Source organism: Aeromonas sp. 11P (genome assembly GCF_051920165.1).
GTDB classification, from domain to species: Bacteria; Pseudomonadota; Gammaproteobacteria; order Enterobacterales; family Aeromonadaceae; genus Aeromonas; species Aeromonas veronii.
Map to the genome: position 1 here is coordinate 4,189,460 of NZ_JBQBDJ010000004.1, position 18,508 is coordinate 4,207,967.

Here is an 18,508-nt window from a genome sequence, read left to right on the forward strand (position 1 = left end):
AAGGAGAGAAACTATGACCCTGTTTGTTGAACTGCATCTGATCCAGAACTTCGCCCCTTCCAATTTGAACCGTGATGATACCGGAGCACCCAAGGATGCAATCTTTGGTGGCCAACGCCGTGCCCGGGTCAGTAGTCAGTGTTTCAAGCGCGCCATTCGTCTTTATAGCCGTGACCAGCAGCTTATCCCTACCGAGTATCGTGCTCTTCGCACCAAGAAACTGCAGGCGTTGTTGCTGGAAAGACTGGCTGATCGAGATCAGGAGGAAGCGAGCGGTAAGATTGAGGCCGCCTTGGCGGCTGCAGGGCTCAAGCTCAAGGATGATGGCAAGACCGAGTATCTGCTGTTTTTGGGCGAACGCGAGATTGCCGGTTTTGCCGCTCTGATAGAAGAACACTGGGATGCACTTATCATTCCGGCGGCGGGTGAGAAAAAGGGGAAAAAAGAGAGCAAGGCAGCCATTCCAGCTGAGTTGGCCAAGCAGGCCAAGGCGCTACTCGATGGGGGCAAGGCTGTGGATGTTGCCCTCTTTGGCCGAATGCTGGCCGACTTGCCTCAGGTGAATCAGGATGCTGCCTGTCAGGTAGCCCATGCCATAAGCACTCACAGGGTCGAGCGCGACTTTGACTACTTTACTGCTGTCGATGACGTGGGTGGCCCTGACGAAACCGGTGCAGGCATGATTGGCCAGGTCGAGTTCAACTCCGCTACCTTCTACCGCTATGCCGCGCTTGATGTGAGCAAGTTGTTGCAGAACCTGCAAGATGACAAGGAGCTGACAGCATCGGCCATTGAGTCTTTGATCCAGTCGATGGTCCGAGCCATACCGACTGGCAAACAAAACAGCTTCGCTGCCCACAACCTGCCTGAGTTTATCGGGGTTAGCCTGCGTAAAAGCCCTCTCAATCTGGCCAATGCCTTCGAGCGTCCGATCCAGCCGCGCCACGACAAGAGCCTCACCGAACAGTCTGTGGCGGCGCTTGGTGAGTACGAGAGCAAGCTGGCCCCCGTCTACGGAGATGCAACCGATCGCTGGGCCCATATCGATCTCACTGGCAAGTGGCAACTCGAGAACAGTCAGGCCCGCAGCTCGGTAAGCGACTTGGCTGCTTGGGTACGCGATGTCGTCGAGACCCAGTGGGGAGAGTAACATGCCGACACTGCTACTGCGGCTGCAAGGGCCTATGCAATCCTGGGGGACTACTAGCCGCTTTGATGAACGCGACACCCAGCTGGAGCCTTCCAAATCGGGAGTGCTCGGGCTAATCTGCGCCGCCCTGGGGCGGGATCGAAGCGAGTCTGTCGATGATCTTGCGGCCCTTCAGATGGGGGTGAGGGTGGATAGGGAAGGGGTTGTGTTGCGTGATTATCAGACGGCCACCGGTATCGTTAACGCGGCTGGCAAGGTCGATATGAAGCGCACCGTGGTCAGCCCACGCTACTACTTGAGCGATGCCGCTTTTCTGGTTGGTTTTGAGGGGGAACAATCTCTGCTCGATCAAATCCATCAGGCACTGAAAACGCCCCATTGGCCTCTTAGCTTGGGCCGCAAGGGGTGTTTGCCGTCACCGCCAGTGTATCTGCCTGATGGTGTGCGAGATAGCGCTTTGCTGGAAGCTCTGCGCGACTATCCCGAGTTGATCAAGGGGGCTGGTCTGCAAGTGCGTCGCTTGTTGTTGGAGGCGACAGAAGGGACGGTTCGCCTCGATCAACCGATAGCCCCTTTTGCAGATCGCCGCTTTGGCCCCCGTTTTGTGCTCACTGAGCAACTGGAGCCTGAGGAGGTGTCATGTCCCTGAATCAATTGCATCTGAGTCGATTGATCTTGAACCCAAGAAGCAAGGAGGCACGTCGTGACCTGGCCAATCCCTACGAGCTTCATCGTACCTTGGCCAGGGCTTTTGCTCCCGACGAAGAGACCGCGCCTGTACGCTTCTTGTGGCGTCTCGAGGCAACAGCCAATTGGCAACAGCCTCAACTGCTGGTGCAATCTCAAACCGAAGGGAACTGGGGGCCGTTACGCGATCTGCCTTACTACCTGCAAGGGGAAGTTCAAGAGAAGCGCTTTGCACCCGAGCAATGGCTTGAACAAGGTCGTTCCTATCGCTTTCGCCTGCAGGCTAATCCGACGGTAACCCGTGATGGCAAACGCAGGGGGCTGTGTAGCGAGGAAGAGCAGTTGGCTTGGCTTGCTCGGCAAGGAGAGCGTCACGGTTTTAGTCTTGTCCATGCACTGGTCAGTAGCTCTGTGATGCAGCATGGGCGGAAGGGAACAAGCCGTCTTAGTGTCTTGACTGCGACCTTCGAGGGTTACTTGCAGGTTGTCGAGCCTGATGTCTTGCGAGCCGCCCTGTGTGCCGGTATCGGCCCAGCCAAGTCGCTGGGTTGCGGCTTGCTTTCTTTGGGAAAAGCCTGATGCTCCCCCCTCTAAAGCCACTCCCAATCAAGGATCGCCGGGCCATGCTGTTTCTTAAATATGGCCAGCTCGATGTGATCGACGGCGCCTTTGTGCTGGTGGACAAAGAGGGGGTACGTACTCACATACCCATTGGTACTGTCGCCTGTCTGATGCTAGAGCCCGGCACTCGGGTCTCTCACGCAGCCGTCAAGCTGGCAGCAATGGCTGGTACTCTGCTGGTTTGGGTAGGGGAGGCCGGGGTGAGGCTCTATGCTGCAGGTCAACCGGGAGGTGCCCGATCCGACCGGCTACTCTTTCAGGCCAAACTTGCACTGGATGAAGAGCTGCGTCTCAAAGTAGTACGCAAGATGTTTGAGCTGCGCTTTGGCGAGCCACCTCCCAGCCGTCGTTCAGTAGACCAGTTGCGTGGGATCGAAGGGGCCAGGGTGCGTGAGACCTACAAACTGTTGGCTGCTCGATATGGGGTTAAGTGGCAGGGGAGACGCTATGATCCCAAGGATTGGGAGAAGGGCGACCTGCCCAATCAATGTATTAGCGCCGCCACATCCTGCCTCTATGGCATCACCGAGGCGGCCATACTGGCTGCCGGGTATGCCCCCGCCATCGGCTTTATCCATAGTGGCAAGCCGCTCTCGTTTGTCTACGACATAGCCGACATCATCAAATTTGAAACCGTGGTGCCCCAGGCGTTTGAGATCGCAGCTAAGGGCGATGCCAACCCTGATCGCGCAGTACGCTTGGCTTGTCGCGACAGTTTTAACAAACTGCGCACCTTGGAAAAGCTGATCCCGCTAATTGAAGAGGTGCTTGCTGCAGGGGGGATCACCCCGCCTGAGCCTCCCAAGGATGCTCAGCCGCCCGCCATTCCCGAACCGATCGGCATGGGGGACGCCGGTCACAGGAGTCAGTGATGAGCATGTTGGTCGTCGTGACCGAAGATGTGCCCCCACGTTTGCGTGGTCGGCTGGCTATCTGGTTGCTGGAGGTCCGTGCAGGTGTGTATGTGGGAGATGTCTCGCGCCGTGCACGAGAGATGATCTGGCAACAGTGTGAGGCATTGGTTGAACAGGGCAATATCGTGATGGCATGGCCTGCTAACAACGACTCAGGGTTTGACTTTCAAACCTTGGGAGCAAATAGAAGGATGCCGGTGGACTTGGATGGCTGCCGGTTAGTCTCATTTCTACCCTCTGAAAATCAATAGGTTATCGTTCATTAACAATCTGGATTAGTTGGTGGCTTTTTTATGGTTTGAAAAAGCCATTTAAATCAATAATATCCATTAAGTCTGCTCCCCGCGCACGCGGGGATGAACCGGTGTTCAGCTCTGGGTCTTCCAGCTTCTGGATCTGCTCCCCGCGCACGCGGGGATGAACCGCTATTTCAGGGACCGGCTGGATGCCTACCACACTGCTCCCCGCGCACGCGGGGATGAACCGCGGCCTTTTTTTATGCCCGGAGGGTGCCATGACTGCTCCCCGCGCACGCGGGGATGAACCGGCGCAGCTGATCCAGGAGAGCCAGCTAAACCCCTGCTCCCCGCGCACGCGGGGATGAACCGGCATAACAGGCAATCAGCAAAGACGGAAAGGCCTGCTCCCCGCGCACGCGGGGATGAACCGTTCTCGCCAAGGTGCGGGTTCTGGTCAGCTAGCTGCTCCCCGCGCACGCGGGGATGAACCGTTGCTGCCCTGGCCAACCGCTGCCGATGTGATCTGCTCCCCGCGCACGCGGGGATGAACCGCCGCCGAACATGTCGAGGCGGTAGAGCAGGGGCTGCTCCCCGCGCACGCGGGGATGAACCGAGATCTGGCCAAGCCGTTACCCGAATCTGAAACTGCTCCCCGCGCACGCGGGGATGAACCGCGCCAGCGTTGCTCCAGCAGAAAACCCGTTTTCTGCTCCCCGCGCACGCGGGGATGAACCGGATTATCTGATGACATTCGGTCGAATTGCAGACTGCTCCCCGCGCACGCGGGGATGAACCGCTGGTCGCATCACCGCCGAAGAAGTGACGCTCCTGCTCCCCGCGCACGCGGGGATGAACCGCACCAAGGCCCCGTATCACAATAGGTTAGTGGCTGCTCCCCGCGCACGCGGGGATGAACCGGCTGGGCTCAGGAGCCCTGTGCCGCTCTGTACCTGCTCCCCGCGCACGCGGGGATGAACCGACAGCCGCATGGGATGTCGCAGATACGACTAACTGCTCCCCGCGCACGCGGGGATGAACCGCCAGTGAAGGGTGATAACTGCATTCTTCTGGTCTGCTCCCCGCGCACGCGGGGATGAACCGGGAGTCAATTCGCCGGAGCTATGCTGATGCAGCTGCTCCCCGCGCACGCGGGGATGAACCGGTCAAGGAGGCTGACACCGCTGGCGATATCAACTGCTCCCCGCGCACGCGGGGATGAACCGTTCGTCATCGACGCCGCGCCAGCCACAGGTAACTGCTCCCCGCGCACGCGGGGATGAACCGTACGCACACATTCCAAGATAGCATTTAGTCACTGCTCCCCGCGCACGCGGGGATGAACCGGTCGCTGTATCCGAAGTATTTGTACTTCAGCTCTGCTCCCCGCGCACGCGGGGATGAACCGCACCTGAGCGCCCAGCAGGATACCTTGACGATCTGCTCCCCGCGCACGCGGGGATGAACCGTTAGAATCTGCCGCCAGGGCTTGGCAGCTGGCCTGCTCCCCGCGCACGCGGGGATGAACCGCCTCTTGCGCATCAGATGACGGAGATACGATACTGCTCCCCGCGCACGCGGGGATGAACCGCGAACTGGCCCGGGCGCTGGGCCATATCTATGCTGCTCCCCGCGCACGCGGGGATGAACCGCGGCATAATTACTCAACACTTACAAACTGTGGCTGCTCCCCGCGCACGCGGGGATGAACCGAGAAAACTGGCGGCCGGTGAGCGAGTCGGCGACTGCTCCCCGCGCACGCGGGGATGAACCGCTCTTCAGTGAACCACGGGTTATCCACGTAGTCTGCTCCCCGCGCACGCGGGGATGAACCGCGCTCTTTCACCAGCTCAATGAGATCCAGCCCCTGCTCCCCGCGCACGCGGGGATGAACCGCTCATTCTCCGCCTGTTCAAATGGGCCCTCTACTGCTCCCCGCGCACGCGGGGATGAACCGTGATTCAAGAGGTCGGCAAGGATATCCAGAAACTGCTCCCCGCGCACGCGGGGATGAACCGCCGAAGCGCCAATACAATAAGCGCCAAGAGGCCTGCTCCCCGCGCACGCGGGGATGAACCGCCCGGGCGGTTGGCGGTCGCTCTCGGCACGAACTGCTCCCCGCGCACGCGGGGATGAACCGTGCGCACCGTCAAAGTGATCGAGAAAGAGGTGCTGCTCCCCGCGCACGCGGGGATGAACCGTGGTAGTCGCCAGCCTCCGAGCTGATGCTGGTCTGCTCCCCGCGCACGCGGGGATGAACCGAGATGATCGCGAATGCTCTCGCGGCTCAAGAGCTGCTCCCCGCGCACGCGGGGATGAACCGATGGCATCGAGCAGCAATAAGAAAAGCCCCGTCTGCTCCCCGCGCACGCGGGGATGAACCGCATTACACCGGCGTTGTCGGTGCTGAGCTGACCTGTGCTCCCCGCGCACGCGGGGATGAACCGGCGCTCGACGCGGTATCATCCACTGATATCGGCTGCTCCCCGCGCACGCGGGGATGAACCGGACGGTAACGCCCAGCTCGGCACCAAGTTGGACTGCTCCCCGCGCACGCGGGGATGAACCGGATAGCTATGAGCAGAAACAAACTGGCTGGATCTGCTCCCCGCGCACGCGGGGATGAACCGCGAACAACAATCTTGGTATCAAGGCCGCCTTGCTGCTCCCCGCGCACGCGGGGATGAACCGCGGCCAGCTTATCCCGGTCTTCTTCTGACGGGCTGCTCCCCGCGCACGCGGGGATGAACCGTCAACTACAGTCTCATCAGATTGGTATCATGCGCTGCTCCCCGCGCACGCGGGGATGAACCGCGTCGACGGCATGGCGGCCCTGCCGGTGGCCAACTGCTCCCCGCGCACGCGGGGATGAACCGCTGCGAACGGGTTCCCCCCTCCCTGTTTCTTGCTGCTCCCCGCGCACGCGGGGATGAACCGCACTGTCGGCCGCAGCAACCAGCTCTGCAGAACTGCTCCCCGCGCACGCGGGGATGAACCGGTGTACGGGGTTGATCAGCGCTATGTGCTGGCCTGCTCCCCGCGCACGCGGGGATGAACCGCCACCACATGGTCTTGAACAGCAGCTCCTGAGCTGCTCCCCGCGCACGCGGGGATGAACCGCAACAGCTTGTCTGACTCTTCAGAATAAAAATCTGCTCCCCGCGCACGCGGGGATGAACCGCTGATCCGCTTCTCCCCGTTCGAGGAATAGGTCTGCTCCCCGCGCACGCGGGGATGAACCGTGGACGAGGGTGGATGGAGTCGCAAGCCCTGACCTGCTCCCCGCGCACGCGGGGATGAACCGCGGAGTTTCGGAGCGCTGGGATGGCTGGGCTGCTGCTCCCCGCGCACGCGGGGATGAACCGGCAAGCGGCGCAACGTGATCCCGGCTGTGATCCTGCTCCCCGCGCACGCGGGGATGAACCGACCAACGCGGCCCTGCAGGAGACCAGCAAGGCCTGCTCCCCGCGCACGCGGGGATGAACCGGAGCGGGTCAAGGCAGTGCAGGCAGTACATGCCTGCTCCCCGCGTACGTGGGGATGAACCGGATGTGTACGACGGTGATCGCCTTGTTATCCGCTGCTCCCCGCGTACGTGGGGATGAACCGAGTCGAGATGAAGCGATAGAGTGGCTGGATAGCTGCTCCCCGCGTACGTGGGGATGAACCGCACAAGGTGTCTGCCGCCTCCTCTCTGTATTACTGCTCCCCGCGTACGTGGGGATGAACCGGTGGGGGCGCCAGCAAAAGACACCGATGGCCACTGCTCCCCGCGTACGTGGGGATGAACCGGCTGGCGGCAATGTCTATTGCGATGCGTCAAACTGCTCCCCGCGTACGTGGGGATGAACCGGCCACCTCACAGCAGGCCCGAACGGCCCGAGGCTGCTCCCCGCGTACGTGGGGATGAACCGATGCTAGAAGGCAACAGCGCTCATACCCGCGCCTGCTCCCCGCGCACGCGGGGATGAACCGGATAACGACCAAGGTCGCGAGTTCCTGACTGACTGCTCCCCGCGCACGCGGGGATGAACCGCGCATGGGGGCCGCCTTCAAGGCTTTGGCAGACTGCTCCCCGCGCACGCGGGGATGAACCGCGTGTGCTGTGCGTCGCACCATCACGGGAACTCTGCTCCCCGCGCACGCGGGGATGAACCGCGACCGGCATCAGTGCAAAAGACTGGTGTGACCGGCTCCCCGCGCACGCGGGGATGAACCGCTTGAAGGGAGAGACTCCCAGGGATGGTACAGCTGCTCCCCGCGCACGCGGGGATGAACCGCCGGAGCGCCCCCTGAGCCGGACGGTTGGTGGCTGCTCCCCGCGCACGTGGGGATGAACCGTGGAAGGGCCTGACCGGCAACGATATCGACCTCTGCTCCCCGTGCACGCGGGGATGAACCGGGGCGAGCCTTCGAGTTGGCCCGCAAGGTTCGCTGCTCCCCGCGCACGCGGGGATGAACCGCGCAAAATAGTAGCCCGTACATCAGTTCGCTGCTGCTCCCCGCGCACGCGGGGATGAACCGGTGATGCGCTCTGCCGGGTACGTTGGTGTGAAACTGCTCCCCGCGCACGCGGGGATGAACCGTAGAATCAGCGGCATAGGTATAAACCATTTGCCTGCTCCCCGCGCACGTGGGGATGAACCGTGACAGTCGCGGATGACACGATCCGGTGTTGACTGCTCCCCGCGCACGTGGGGATGAACCGCGCAGTTGGCCTTGCATTGCTATCAAAGCATCCAGCTCCCCGCGTACGTGGGGATGAACCGGCCCCTTGTTCAATTCTGGTCAGTGGTTCACGCTGCTCCCCGCGCATGTTGGGATGAACCGTATGTAGATGTAGAGCTTTATCCCGCGCGGCGCCCTTCCCCACGTTCGTTGGGATGGAGACCAGCTACAGTCACAACTCTAAGTACTCAAATGTCTAGCCGCTAATCAACGATGGCCACAGCGCGGAGGACGCATCCCGAATGCTTGGCCTGCCGCTGCGAACGGTGAATCACATCCTGGGGATCGAGGAATAAACAAAGGGGCTCACGGCCCCTTTGTTATTGGTTCATCCAGTGTAACCACTATCTCGACAGACTCACCGAAGTGAAGGCGGGCGAGTCTGATTAGTTCTGCCACATCTGGGTACTTGTCACGGACGTACTGACGCCGTTCTTCCAGTGACATTTCAGCGGACACGCGGCCCCCCTTTTGTCCAATTCACTTCGCCTTGGGCCTCTGTATCTCTTGAGGATTTTAGGTCTCTCAAAATCAAGAGGAAGCCAAGACTCCTTAGAACGCCTGCCTGACTTAGTGAAGTTTAGTCACGACCTTACGGAACCGCGCCAGCGGTGAAGTAAGGGAGTCGGAGGTTTTCAGGAGATCCAAGAAGTGAATTGAGGGTAGCATTTTTTTGACCAAAAGACAAGGATGGTTGTTTGTTTTGTTGTCTCGATCACACCCGTTAGACATTTGTCTATGCTGCATAAAAATACACTAGCCCATTTTTGTTCTTTCAGATTGCAACTGGGTGGGTGTGTGGTATGTTTTTTATGCCTTGGTGTGAGAGGGAACTATGCCGAAGAAAACCAAACTGACGACTGAGCAACTTGAGTGGCTCCGTTCGTTACCGCCAGAGAGCTTACCAGTACAGGCCGAGCGAGTAGGTGTGTGTGTTGACACCCTCAAAAGGATCTTGGTGCGCGAAGGCATCAGAGAGTTTGACGGCGCGAAGTTTGTCGCTCCTCTCAAGGTCAACTATTGGACTCGTCCATGCCTGTTCTGCAAGAAGTGCGTGAAGCGCCCGAAGTGGCAATTCATCTGCGACAGGTGTGCGAGGTCAATGAAGCAACGGGATAACTAACAAGGATCGTTATGTTGAAACAGCAGGCCCGCAGTGCCCTTGAAGGGTACTTCGATGTCACGCTCACCCAGTTGGCCGAGCGGCATCCATTCACCTACGCGGGCGTCAACGAAGAGGTCATTCACCTCGACTTGGCTATCTTGAGCCACGCGCATGGTCTCAGTGGTGTGACCCTCAAGCATTGCATTCTCGTCTCCAATCAAGGCCCGAGTTTGCGTTATGAGTTCTTCACCAACTTGGCCCAAGCAAGACTCCCCATCCTGCCACATCACCCGCTTGGGATGATGATGCCGGTCGTGTCCGTGCCGGTGGCCTCATTGCAGGAGATCCCAGCATGAGCACCACCCTTGAGCACTGGAAGCGCCTTGTCACCCAGAAGCACCTGTTCTACCGCCCGTCCTTCACCTTCCAGTGGACGGATGAACTGGACGCCCGCTTGCGGGAGTGCATCGAGGAAGGTCTGTCGTATGGCAGCATCAACATTCTCTTGGGCCTGTCACCTGATGACGCCGTTATCGGGCGGCGGCGGTGGTGTGAACGAGCGAATGACCGGAGGGGCTGACCTAGTGGGGACGCCCCTTCTTCATATCGAGGCCAAGCGCGTGGAGCGCCTCAACTTCTTGGAGGCGATGGCGCAAGCAGAGCGCAGCTTGGCCAGAAGCAGAGGGCCGGAGGTGCCGGTGGTCATCAACCGGCGCAACCGCATGACAACAGACGACAGCCTAGTCGTGATGCGCCTCAAGCATTGGCGCATTCTCTACTTGGCTCTCTTACATCTTGAAGGGATTCACCATGTTTGAAGTCACAGCGAATACCATGGAAGACCAACTGGACGAGGGCGTGTTCCGCGCATTGGTTTCGGTCAAAGGCGATCAGGTCGTGACCAACTCTCGCATCATTGCGGAGGCTTTTGGGAGAAGCCACAAGAACGTACTCAGGGCCATCCGGCAACTTAGTTGTAGTGATGAGTTTAGGTCGCTCAACTTTGAGCCGCTTGATTACATTGATAAAAATGGCGATATACAACCTCAGTACCTGATTACTCGCAACGGCTGCATGTTCCTTATCATGGGCTTTACAGGAGTCAAAGCAGGCGCATTCAAGGAGGCGTTCATCAACGCCTTCGACTGGATGGAAACCATGATCCGCAAGCGTGACGAGTTGAATCGGCGCATCAACGATCACACTCTCCGCGCAATGGACTCGGCAAACGAGGGGAGTTTCCACGGGCGCGGGTTGGCAAAGCGCAGGATTGATAAGCGCACCTTGGCTCTCGAAGAGTTCCAACTCCGAGGGGAGGTGCAACAGAGCCTCTCGTTAACATTGGGGGCGCAATGAACCGCGACCACTACCGCACACCGAGACCGGTGTTCCAGTACATGGCGGCCCGCTATCCGTTGGTTGTGGACGTTGCGGCCAGTGTCATCAACACCCAGTTGCCCATCTTCATAGACGAGCGCCACAACGCCTTGGCTACACCGTGGACGTGGTTCGCTATGCCTGGGGAGTATGCGTGGTGCAACCCGCCGTACAGCAACATTGGCCCTTGGGTGGACGCAGCGAACGAGGCCAGAGCGGAAGGCATCGGGACGGTCATGCTGGTCATGCTCGACCAATCAACCGGCTGGTTCAAGAAAGCGAAGGCGACTTGTCAGGAGGTGGTGGTTGTAACAGGCGGGCGCTTGTCCTTCCTGCACCCCGAGACCGGCGAACCGGCGCGAGGCAACAACAAGGGCAGCATGTTCTTGGTGTGGCACCCCTTCGGTCGGGGCGCTATGCAGACGAGCTATGTGGAGCGGGACGCCCTCATGGCTTGCAATGACGATCCATTGCTACCGGTGAAGGCCGTCTCTTCGTTCTAATAGAAAGCCCCTCAATCGAGGGGCTTTTTGTTGGAATGGTCAATCCCAATTTTCTTCTTTCACTTGGCCAACCTCGGTTCGCCGGACTCCCTTCATCTTGGCTCTCGCTACCTCCACCATCGGTTGTGTGTAGCGCATGACGGTCTTTTTATCTCGGTGGCCCGTGAACATCATTACATCCGAGACGGTTAGGCCGAAAAAGTTCTGAGCCCTGGTGATAAAGCCGTGCCGGAAGTTGTGAGGGTGGACATGATCTCCAAGTCCTGCCTTCTCGCGGGATCTAATGAACATGACACTGATGCCATTAGGGCGACTAAATCGGCAGAGTCGCTCGGTATCCTTACGACCACTCTCCAAATGCTCTTTGATGACTTGCTCCAGCAAGAGTCGGCAATCATCGGTAAAGGTTCTCATTCGTTCGTCATGTGTTTTCGCATCGGGGAAGTCTGCAACGTTATCCTCCAGCCGCACATCGCAGGGACGCAAACTCCAGATCTCTGCTCGCCGCCAGCCGCTCTCCATCAAGAGCCGAATTATCCAGCGGTTCTTTTCCCTTGTGGCTTCTAGTAGCGCCTTGTAATCCGAGGCGGTAATAGGGCGCTTCACCGAAGTGATTTCGCCCTTTACCTTGAGGTTGGCAAGCGGGTTAGACTCCACTCGTTTGAGCAACGACTTGAGGTAGATTACCTCACGGCGGATCGTATTCCAGTGTCGTGTCTTCAATGCCTTCTCTATGTATTTATCCACATCGCTTTGGGTCAGTCGCTCTGGGATGCTCTTACCGAATGTTGGCTTGAGGTGCTTGTAGTGACCCTCTTCGCGCTCGATAGTCGATGGCCCAACAGCTCTTAGTAGGTGTGCTTTGTGCAGGTCATCAACAGTCACTGACTCTGGCACGTTACAAACAACTGCGTTCCTTGACTCAACCTTATCGGCCCACGCTCTTGCTTCCTCCATGGAAGGGAATGTCTTCTGTAATCTCTCTGATTTTGAACCGTTTTTCACCAAAATACGAACTCTGATCGTTCCACTTTTCAGTGTGTCGAAACTTGCCATGATGTCTCTCCTTGTTCATCAGCAACCCGAAAAGTAAATCTAATTATTCGGGTGACTGTTTTAATGTATATAAAGGGTGACACCGAGACAACATTTAGGTTGCAGTGACCATGATATTGGTCACATGTGGTCATGAGGGTGGGTTAGCGAAGTTACAAGTGACTGCTTTTGAAGCAAAAAAAACCGGCCAAAAGGCCGGTTGAAACAGTTCAGGCTTGTCAGGTGACAAACGTATCCAGCGGATGAGAGTCGCTTTCCACTCCTTGTGAAGCACAACCCTCTTGGTTACGTGCGGCTACTTTATGCCATTCACACTGAATCGAGGCTGAACCATGGATGATCCTGCCTCGTCCCCTCTTCAATCAGATTGTGATCCCCATCGACTGGCGCAAGTAAGCGCCCGCACCGAGCAGCCCCGGCCCTTCATGGGTGATCAGAAACACCGGGATCTCCTTGAGGTAGGATTTGAAGCGCCCCTTGTCTTCAAAGGCGACCCGGAAACCGGAACCGGTAAAGAACTCCTGGAAGCGCGGCACTATGCCACCTGCGATATAGACGCCGCCAAAGGTGCCCATATTGAGGGCCAGATTGCCGGCAAAGCGGCCCATCAGCACGCAAAACAGGCTCAGGGTGCGACGGCAATCGAGGCACTCCCCGGCCAGTGCGCGCTCGGTAATGTCTTTGGGGGCGAACGGCTCGGGCTCACGGCCATCGGATTTCACCAGCCCGCGATAGAGATTGACCAAGCCCGGGCCAGATAAGAAACGCTCTGCCGAGACATGGCCCAATTCGCCTCGCATTACTTGCAGCACCGCATCTTCCTCTTCGGTGTTGGCAGCAAAATCCACATGACCACCTTCACCCGGCAGGCTCAGCCATTGCTCACCCGCCTTGACCAGATGGGCGACCCCAAGGCCAGTGCCCGCACCATAGATGGCGATGGGCTTGCCCGCTACCGGCGCGGCGCCGCCCAGCTGGATGCGATCCGATTCAGCCAGTGCCGGCACCGCCATCGAGACGGCGGTGAAGTCGTTGATCACCTGCAGGCGAGCCAGCCCGAGATTGCTCTGCATCTCGCTGATGGAGAACTCCCAGCTGTGGTTGGTCATGGCGACCCAATCACCGTTGATGGGGCAGGCGATGGCGATGCAGGCTTCACCTACCGCGACCTTGTGTTCGTCCAGATAGAGGCGTACCACGGCTTCAAGGCTGGGATGGGCCAGACCTGAGTAGGTCTTTGCCTGGGAGATAGTACCGGTGGCCAGCTCACACAGGGCCAGACGCGCATTGGTGCCGCCGACATCGCCGACCAGCGCATGGGTATGCTGCATAACAACTCCTTCGTTACAGGATGGGGACGACTCTGGTGTCCCGAGATTATTGTTGGATTATGACGGCCCATTCTATCCGAGCTCAGGCTTGCTCACCCGCCGGATCGATACAAACGTGCGCCTGCTCACAGTGTTGTTGCTTTGCAACATTTGTAAGCGCTTTCATGGCAAGGTGACGTTTTGTAACGAAAAGTACGAAATAATTAGAGATGAGTCATACTTTGTATGGCAGGCGTTAGTTGCGATAACCGCTTGTCTTGTATAGTCCTTAGCTTGAATGGAAACTTGCTTAGCCGTAGATTGAGTGCAAAGACACTGAAGCTAAATTACAAAAACGCCTGGTGGTGATGATGAATACCCTTGATAAAATTACGAACAACTTGGAAAGTTTCAGTAAATCAGAACGCAAGGTTGCCGAGGTGATCCTGGCGTCTCCCCAGACCGCCATCCACTCCAGCATCGCCGCTCTGGCCAAGATGGCCGATGTCAGTGAACCGACCGTCAACCGCTTTTGCCGCCGTCTCGATACCAAGGGCTTTCCTGATTTCAAACTCCATCTGGCCCAGAGCTTGGCCAATGGCACCCCTTACGTAAATCGTCATGTGGAAGCGGAAGATGGGCCGGATACCTACACCGCCAAGATCTTCGAATCCACCATGGCTTGTCTGGATGCCGCCAAAAACAGCCTGGATATCTCTGCCATCAACCGCTGTGTTGATATCCTGACCCAGTCCAAAAAGATCAGCTTCTTCGGCCTTGGCGCCTCCTCTGCCGTTGCCCGCGATGCCCAGAACAAATTCTTTCGCTTCAACATTCCGGTAGTGAGCTTTGACGATATCGTCATGATGCGCATGAGCTGCATCAACAGCAGCGAAGGAGATGTGGTGGTGCTGATCTCCCACACCGGTCGCACCAAGGCGCTGGTCGAAATCGCCGCGCTGGCTCGCGAGAACGACGCTACCGTGATCGGCATGACCGCCAAGGACTCCCCGCTGGCCCGCGAGTGCAACCTGGTGCTCTCCATGGATGTGCCGGAAGATACCGATGTCTATATGCCGATGGCATCCCGCATCGCCCAGCTGGCGCTGGTGGATGTGCTGGCGACCGGTTTTACCCTGCGCCGGGGGATGAAATTTCGCGAAAATCTGAAGAAAGTAAAAGAGGGATTGCGCGAATCCCGCTTCGAAACCCCGCACTCTTCCTGAACCGTCGGGGGCTCCGGCCCCCGACTGTCTATGCCACCCGCCTTGGTGTAGTATTGTAATTTAATAACAAAAACCACCCAGATGGTTTGTAAACGGGTGCATCGAGCCATGGGCTTGATGGGGCAGAATCTCAAGTCATATCAACTTCATATTGGAGTCTTTCATGCCTAGACGTACAAAGATTGTAACCACACTCGGTCCGGCTACCGACCGCGAAGGGATCCTCGAAGGGATCATCCGCGCCGGGGCCGACATGGTGCGGATGAACTTCTCTCACGGCACTGCTGAAGACCATATCCTGCGCGCCAATCAGGTGCGTGACATTGCTGCCAAGCTCGGTCGTCACGTCGCCATCATGGGTGATCTGCAAGGCCCGAAAATCCGTGTTTCCACTTTCAAGGATGGCAAAATCTATCTGGCCATCGGTGACAAGTTCATTCTCGACGCGGCCCTCGGCAAGGGTGAAGGTTGTCAGGAGCAGGTCGGCATCGATTACAAGAGCCTGCCAGACGATGTGGTACAGGGCGACATCCTGCTGCTGGACGATGGCCGTGTGCAATTGAAGGTCGAGCAGGTTGAAGGCACCCGCATTCACACCACGGTGACCGTGGCCGGGCCGCTCTCCAACAACAAGGGCATCAACAAGAAAGGGGGCGGTCTCTCCGCTCCGGCCCTGACCGAGAAAGACAAGGAAGACATCAAGACCGCTGCCCGCATGAATGTGGACTATCTGGCTGTCTCCTTCCCGCGCTGTGGCGATGATCTGCGCTACGCCCGCGAGCTGGCCCGCGAAGCCGGTTCCAATGCCAAGATCGTGGCCAAGGTTGAGCGCGCCGAAACTGTCGCCACCGATGAGGCGATGGAAGACATCATCCTCGGTTCCGATGCTGTGATGGTCGCCCGTGGCGATCTGGGTGTCGAGATCGGTGACCCCGAGCTGGTTGGCGTACAGAAGAAGCTGATCCGCCACTCCCGTCGTCTGAACCGCGTCGTGATCACCGCTACCCAGATGATGGAATCGATGATCAATGCGCCGCTGCCGACTCGTGCAGAAGTTATGGACGTGGCCAACGCCGTGCTGGATGGTACCGATGCGGTGATGCTCTCAGCCGAGACTGCCGCCGGTCAGTTCCCCATCGAGACAGTGACCTCCATGGCGAGCGTCTGTGTCGGTGCCGAGAAGCACCCGAGCCTGAACGTCTCCAACCACCGCATGAGCTACACCTTCACTTCCGTTGAAGAAGCTGTAGCCATGTCCACCATGTATGCGGCAAACCACCTGGAAGGGGTCAAGGCGATCGTGGCGCTGACTGAATCGGGTACCACTCCGCTGCTGATGTCCCGTATCAGCTCCGGTCTGCCGATCTTCGCCATGTCCCCCCACAACAAGACCCTGGCCTGGACCAATCTCTACCGTGGCGTCACTCCGGTGATGTTTGACGGTGACGAGACCAAACCGGTCTACGAAGTGTGCCGCGACGCGCTGGCCGTGCTCAAGGAGAAGGGGCTGCTGCAGAGCGGCGATATGGTGCTGCTGACTCACGGTGACAAGATGGAAACCGTGGGCAGTACCAACACCTGCAAGGTGATGATGGTCGAATAAGCCCGTCCGGTTTTACTGTGCTTAACAAGGCTGCTCCTCTTTGATGAGCAGCCTTTTTGTTAACTGCTGTCGGGCTGTGGCGGTATAAACAGGACTCAATGATTGCTTAACCGGATTCCCCTTCCGATAATGCGGGAGTGATTTTCAGCGGGTTGCCTGTTGTAGGTGATCGCACCAGGTAACCCAGACACTCGACAATACGGGAGTGAAAAAATGAACAAGCGTAACTGGTTGCTGGCCCTGTCACTGAGTCTGGCCTTCTCACCCTGTTATGCCGACTGGGCCAAGCTCAAGGCCGCAGCGTCGGATCTGGGGGCGGCAGTGAGCGAGACCAGCAAGGAGGTGTGGCAGGACGTCAGCGACTTCTCCAAGAAGAGCTGGGCCTCCATCTCTGCATGGGGTGAAGAGGCGTTCAATACCGCCGGGGTCTGGACCGACAAGAGCATCGCCACTGGCAAGGAGTGGCTGAAGGCGGCCGATAAGGAGCTCAACGAGATGCTCAACCCCAAGACGGCGAAAGAGGCGAGGATCGCGCTCAACACCATGGCCGACACGGCACTGGTGCGGCTGTTCAATGAACAACCTTCAGCCAAGTTGCTGTTTGACAAGGCGTATGGCTACGCAGTATTCGATTCGCGCAAGTTCTCCCTGATGCTGCATACCAATCAGGGGGCCGGGGTGGCGGTCAATCGCAAAACCGGCAAGCACACCTATATGAAGATGTTTGGGGCAGGTCTGGCGGCCGGGATTGGCGGCAAGTTCTATCAGCAGGTGATCCTGTTTGAAGACAAGGCCAGATTCGATGCCTTCGTAACCCAGGGGTGGGAAGCTACCTCCGAAGTGGGCGTGGTGGCCGGCAAGGAGAGCGCCGAGCTGACCGCCAAATACAATGGCGGCATGGCTATCTACCAGATTGGCGAGAAGGGCCTGCTGCTCGATGCCAATATCTCCGGCTCCAAATACTGGATTGACAAGGATCTGACCCAGTAATTGATCATGCTTTGAGCGATCGTCAGTTTTTCTTTATTCACAGTGAGTTGTTGTCTGTTTAAACGCCGCAACTTGCAGTAAAAAGAGGGCCCATAGCCCTCTTTTTCGTGGGCGCAAACAAGCTTTAGCAACAGGACAAGGAGAGTGGCATGGTACAAGCAACAGAACCGGGTGGGATGGAGATGAGCCCTGGTCGAGAGTGGGACAAACAGAGTATCTATCTGCGTCAGCAGGATGGCATTCCCATGGTCTTTTGGGTCAAGGGGGAGCAGGTCTTTCCCCTCGACCCCAGCCCGGCAGGGGCTGAATACCAGGGGCATTTTGGCTGGGGGCAGGCCGATGAGGCGACGATGGCTCTGGCGGAGGCCATCATCGCCAAGCTGGTTGCAGAGGGATTGATCTCACCCGATCTGGCTGCGAGCCGAGCGGGTTACCTTTACAACGAAGTGTTGGTCAAATTACCCGCCGGAGAACATTACGATCTGCATCTTAGCTATCTGAGGTTGTTATTTGGTGAGGGTAGCGTACCGCGGCCTTGAGTGATGCAAGCTCCTCATCCATCCCCCCGGCCCTTGGCTTGAAAGAATTTTACCTGATTGGCACTTTTATTGCTTTAAGCCAATCAGCGTCAATGATTTGTCTGGGGATGGAAAATGGAAATTAGTGCAAGCAGCCTGATGCAAGAGATGCAGGCGCTCAAGATCGAAGCAGGCGCAACGCCGCTGGCACAACCCGGTCGTCAGGTAACCTCCGACTTTGGTCAGCTGTTGCAACAGGCGCTTGGCAATGTCAACGAGTTGCAAGGCGCCGCCAATGATCTGCGCACCCGTTTCGATATGGGCGACAAGTCGGTGGATCTGGCCGAGGTGATGATCGCGGGCCAAAAATCGTCCATCGCTTTTGAAGCCACGGTACAGGTGCGTAACAAGATGGTCGATGCCTACAAGACCATCATGAACATGCCGGTATAAGTGATTACTGAACATCATGAACATGTCAGCA

15 protein-coding genes, 1 pseudogene and 1 CRISPR repeat array are annotated in these 18,508 nt (G+C 58.0%); of the genes and pseudogenes, 14 read left to right on the forward strand and 2 right to left on the reverse strand.

Annotated elements, in window-relative coordinates; genetic code table 11:
* The first annotated feature begins 13 nt into the window (after nt 1-13).
* The 9 genes from cas7e (at nt 14) to ACTG1P_RS19545 (ending at nt 11,321) form a co-directional block, all read left to right on the forward strand.
* Nucleotides 14-1,150 carry a type I-E CRISPR-associated protein Cas7/Cse4/CasC gene (cas7e, locus tag ACTG1P_RS19505; RefSeq protein ID WP_064341171.1) on the forward strand — a complete coding sequence of 379 codons (1,137 nt, stop codon included), beginning with the start codon at nt 14-16 and terminating at the stop codon, nt 1,148-1,150.
* A gap of 1 nt (nt 1,151) precedes the next feature.
* A complete protein-coding gene (gene cas5e / locus ACTG1P_RS19510; protein ID WP_136501391.1) occupies nt 1,152-1,799 on the forward strand; it encodes a type I-E CRISPR-associated protein Cas5/CasD in 648 nt (215 codons plus the stop codon).
* The gene (gene cas6e / locus ACTG1P_RS19515) at nt 1,790-2,416 is read left to right on the forward strand and encodes a type I-E CRISPR-associated protein Cas6/Cse3/CasE (RefSeq protein ID WP_439831689.1); all 627 of its coding nucleotides are present in this window, start codon (nt 1,790-1,792) and stop codon (nt 2,414-2,416) included. Before cas5e ends, cas6e begins: the two co-directional genes overlap by 10 nt.
* A complete protein-coding gene (cas1e, locus tag ACTG1P_RS19520; RefSeq protein ID WP_272905518.1) occupies nt 2,416-3,330 on the forward strand; it encodes a type I-E CRISPR-associated endonuclease Cas1e in 915 nt (304 codons plus the stop codon). The genes cas6e and cas1e overlap by 1 nt, the downstream gene beginning before the upstream one ends.
* On the forward strand, nt 3,330-3,623 hold the full coding sequence (gene cas2e, locus ACTG1P_RS19525; RefSeq protein ID WP_236767366.1) for a type I-E CRISPR-associated endoribonuclease Cas2e: 294 nt from the start codon (nt 3,330-3,332) through the stop codon (nt 3,621-3,623). Before cas1e ends, cas2e begins: the two co-directional genes overlap by 1 nt.
* Before the next feature lie 84 nt (nt 3,624-3,707).
* Nucleotides 3,708-8,438: direct repeats of the CRISPR family, unit length 29 nt; unit sequence CTGCTCCCCGCGCACGCGGGGATGAACCG.
* A gap of 1,032 nt (nt 8,439-9,470) precedes the next feature.
* On the forward strand, nt 9,471-9,797 hold the full coding sequence (locus tag ACTG1P_RS19530) for a hypothetical protein (protein WP_069555612.1): 327 nt from the start codon (nt 9,471-9,473) through the stop codon (nt 9,795-9,797).
* Nucleotides 9,794-10,021 (forward strand): hypothetical protein, encoded by a 228-nt coding sequence (locus ACTG1P_RS19535; RefSeq protein ID WP_421208546.1) that lies wholly within the window; start codon nt 9,794-9,796, stop codon nt 10,019-10,021. Before ACTG1P_RS19530 ends, ACTG1P_RS19535 begins: the two co-directional genes overlap by 4 nt.
* Before the next feature lie 230 nt (nt 10,022-10,251).
* Nucleotides 10,252-10,797, forward strand: a complete 546-nt coding sequence (locus ACTG1P_RS19540) for a Rha family transcriptional regulator (RefSeq protein ID WP_440002012.1) — start codon at nt 10,252-10,254, stop codon at nt 10,795-10,797.
* The gene (locus ACTG1P_RS19545; protein ID WP_236767362.1) at nt 10,794-11,321 is read left to right on the forward strand and encodes a phage N-6-adenine-methyltransferase; all 528 of its coding nucleotides are present in this window, start codon (nt 10,794-10,796) and stop codon (nt 11,319-11,321) included. Before ACTG1P_RS19540 ends, ACTG1P_RS19545 begins: the two co-directional genes overlap by 4 nt.
* Before the next feature lie 39 nt (nt 11,322-11,360).
* Here the strand turns inward: ACTG1P_RS19545 and ACTG1P_RS19550 are convergent, their stop codons facing one another.
* Nucleotides 11,361-12,377, reverse strand: coding sequence for a tyrosine-type recombinase/integrase (locus tag ACTG1P_RS19550; protein WP_069555616.1), 1,017 nt, complete (start codon nt 12,375-12,377; stop codon nt 11,361-11,363).
* 362 nt (nt 12,378-12,739) lie between these two features.
* Nucleotides 12,740-13,711, reverse strand: a pseudogene (gene glk / locus ACTG1P_RS19555) (glucokinase); the annotation flags it as partial.
* Between the two features lie 347 nt (nt 13,712-14,058).
* Here glk and ACTG1P_RS19560 point away from each other — a divergent pair.
* From ACTG1P_RS19560 to fliE, 5 genes are all read left to right on the forward strand, one after another.
* Entirely contained in the window at nt 14,059-14,913 is an 855-nt protein-coding gene (locus ACTG1P_RS19560; RefSeq protein ID WP_005334759.1) for a MurR/RpiR family transcriptional regulator, read from the forward strand.
* A 163-nt stretch (nt 14,914-15,076) separates the two neighbouring features.
* Nucleotides 15,077-16,516, forward strand: coding sequence for a pyruvate kinase (gene pyk / locus ACTG1P_RS19565; RefSeq protein WP_005362071.1), 1,440 nt, complete (start codon nt 15,077-15,079; stop codon nt 16,514-16,516).
* Between the two features lie 213 nt (nt 16,517-16,729).
* A complete protein-coding gene (befA, locus tag ACTG1P_RS19570) occupies nt 16,730-17,506 on the forward strand; it encodes a beta cell expansion factor BefA (protein WP_440002013.1) in 777 nt (258 codons plus the stop codon).
* Nucleotides 17,507-17,655: 149 nt separating this feature from the next.
* A complete protein-coding gene (locus tag ACTG1P_RS19575; protein ID WP_278167509.1) occupies nt 17,656-18,045 on the forward strand; it encodes a hypothetical protein in 390 nt (129 codons plus the stop codon).
* Between the two features lie 114 nt (nt 18,046-18,159).
* A complete protein-coding gene (gene fliE, locus ACTG1P_RS19580; protein ID WP_005362062.1) occupies nt 18,160-18,477 on the forward strand; it encodes a flagellar hook-basal body complex protein FliE in 318 nt (105 codons plus the stop codon).
* Nucleotides 18,478-18,508 lie beyond the last annotated feature (31 nt).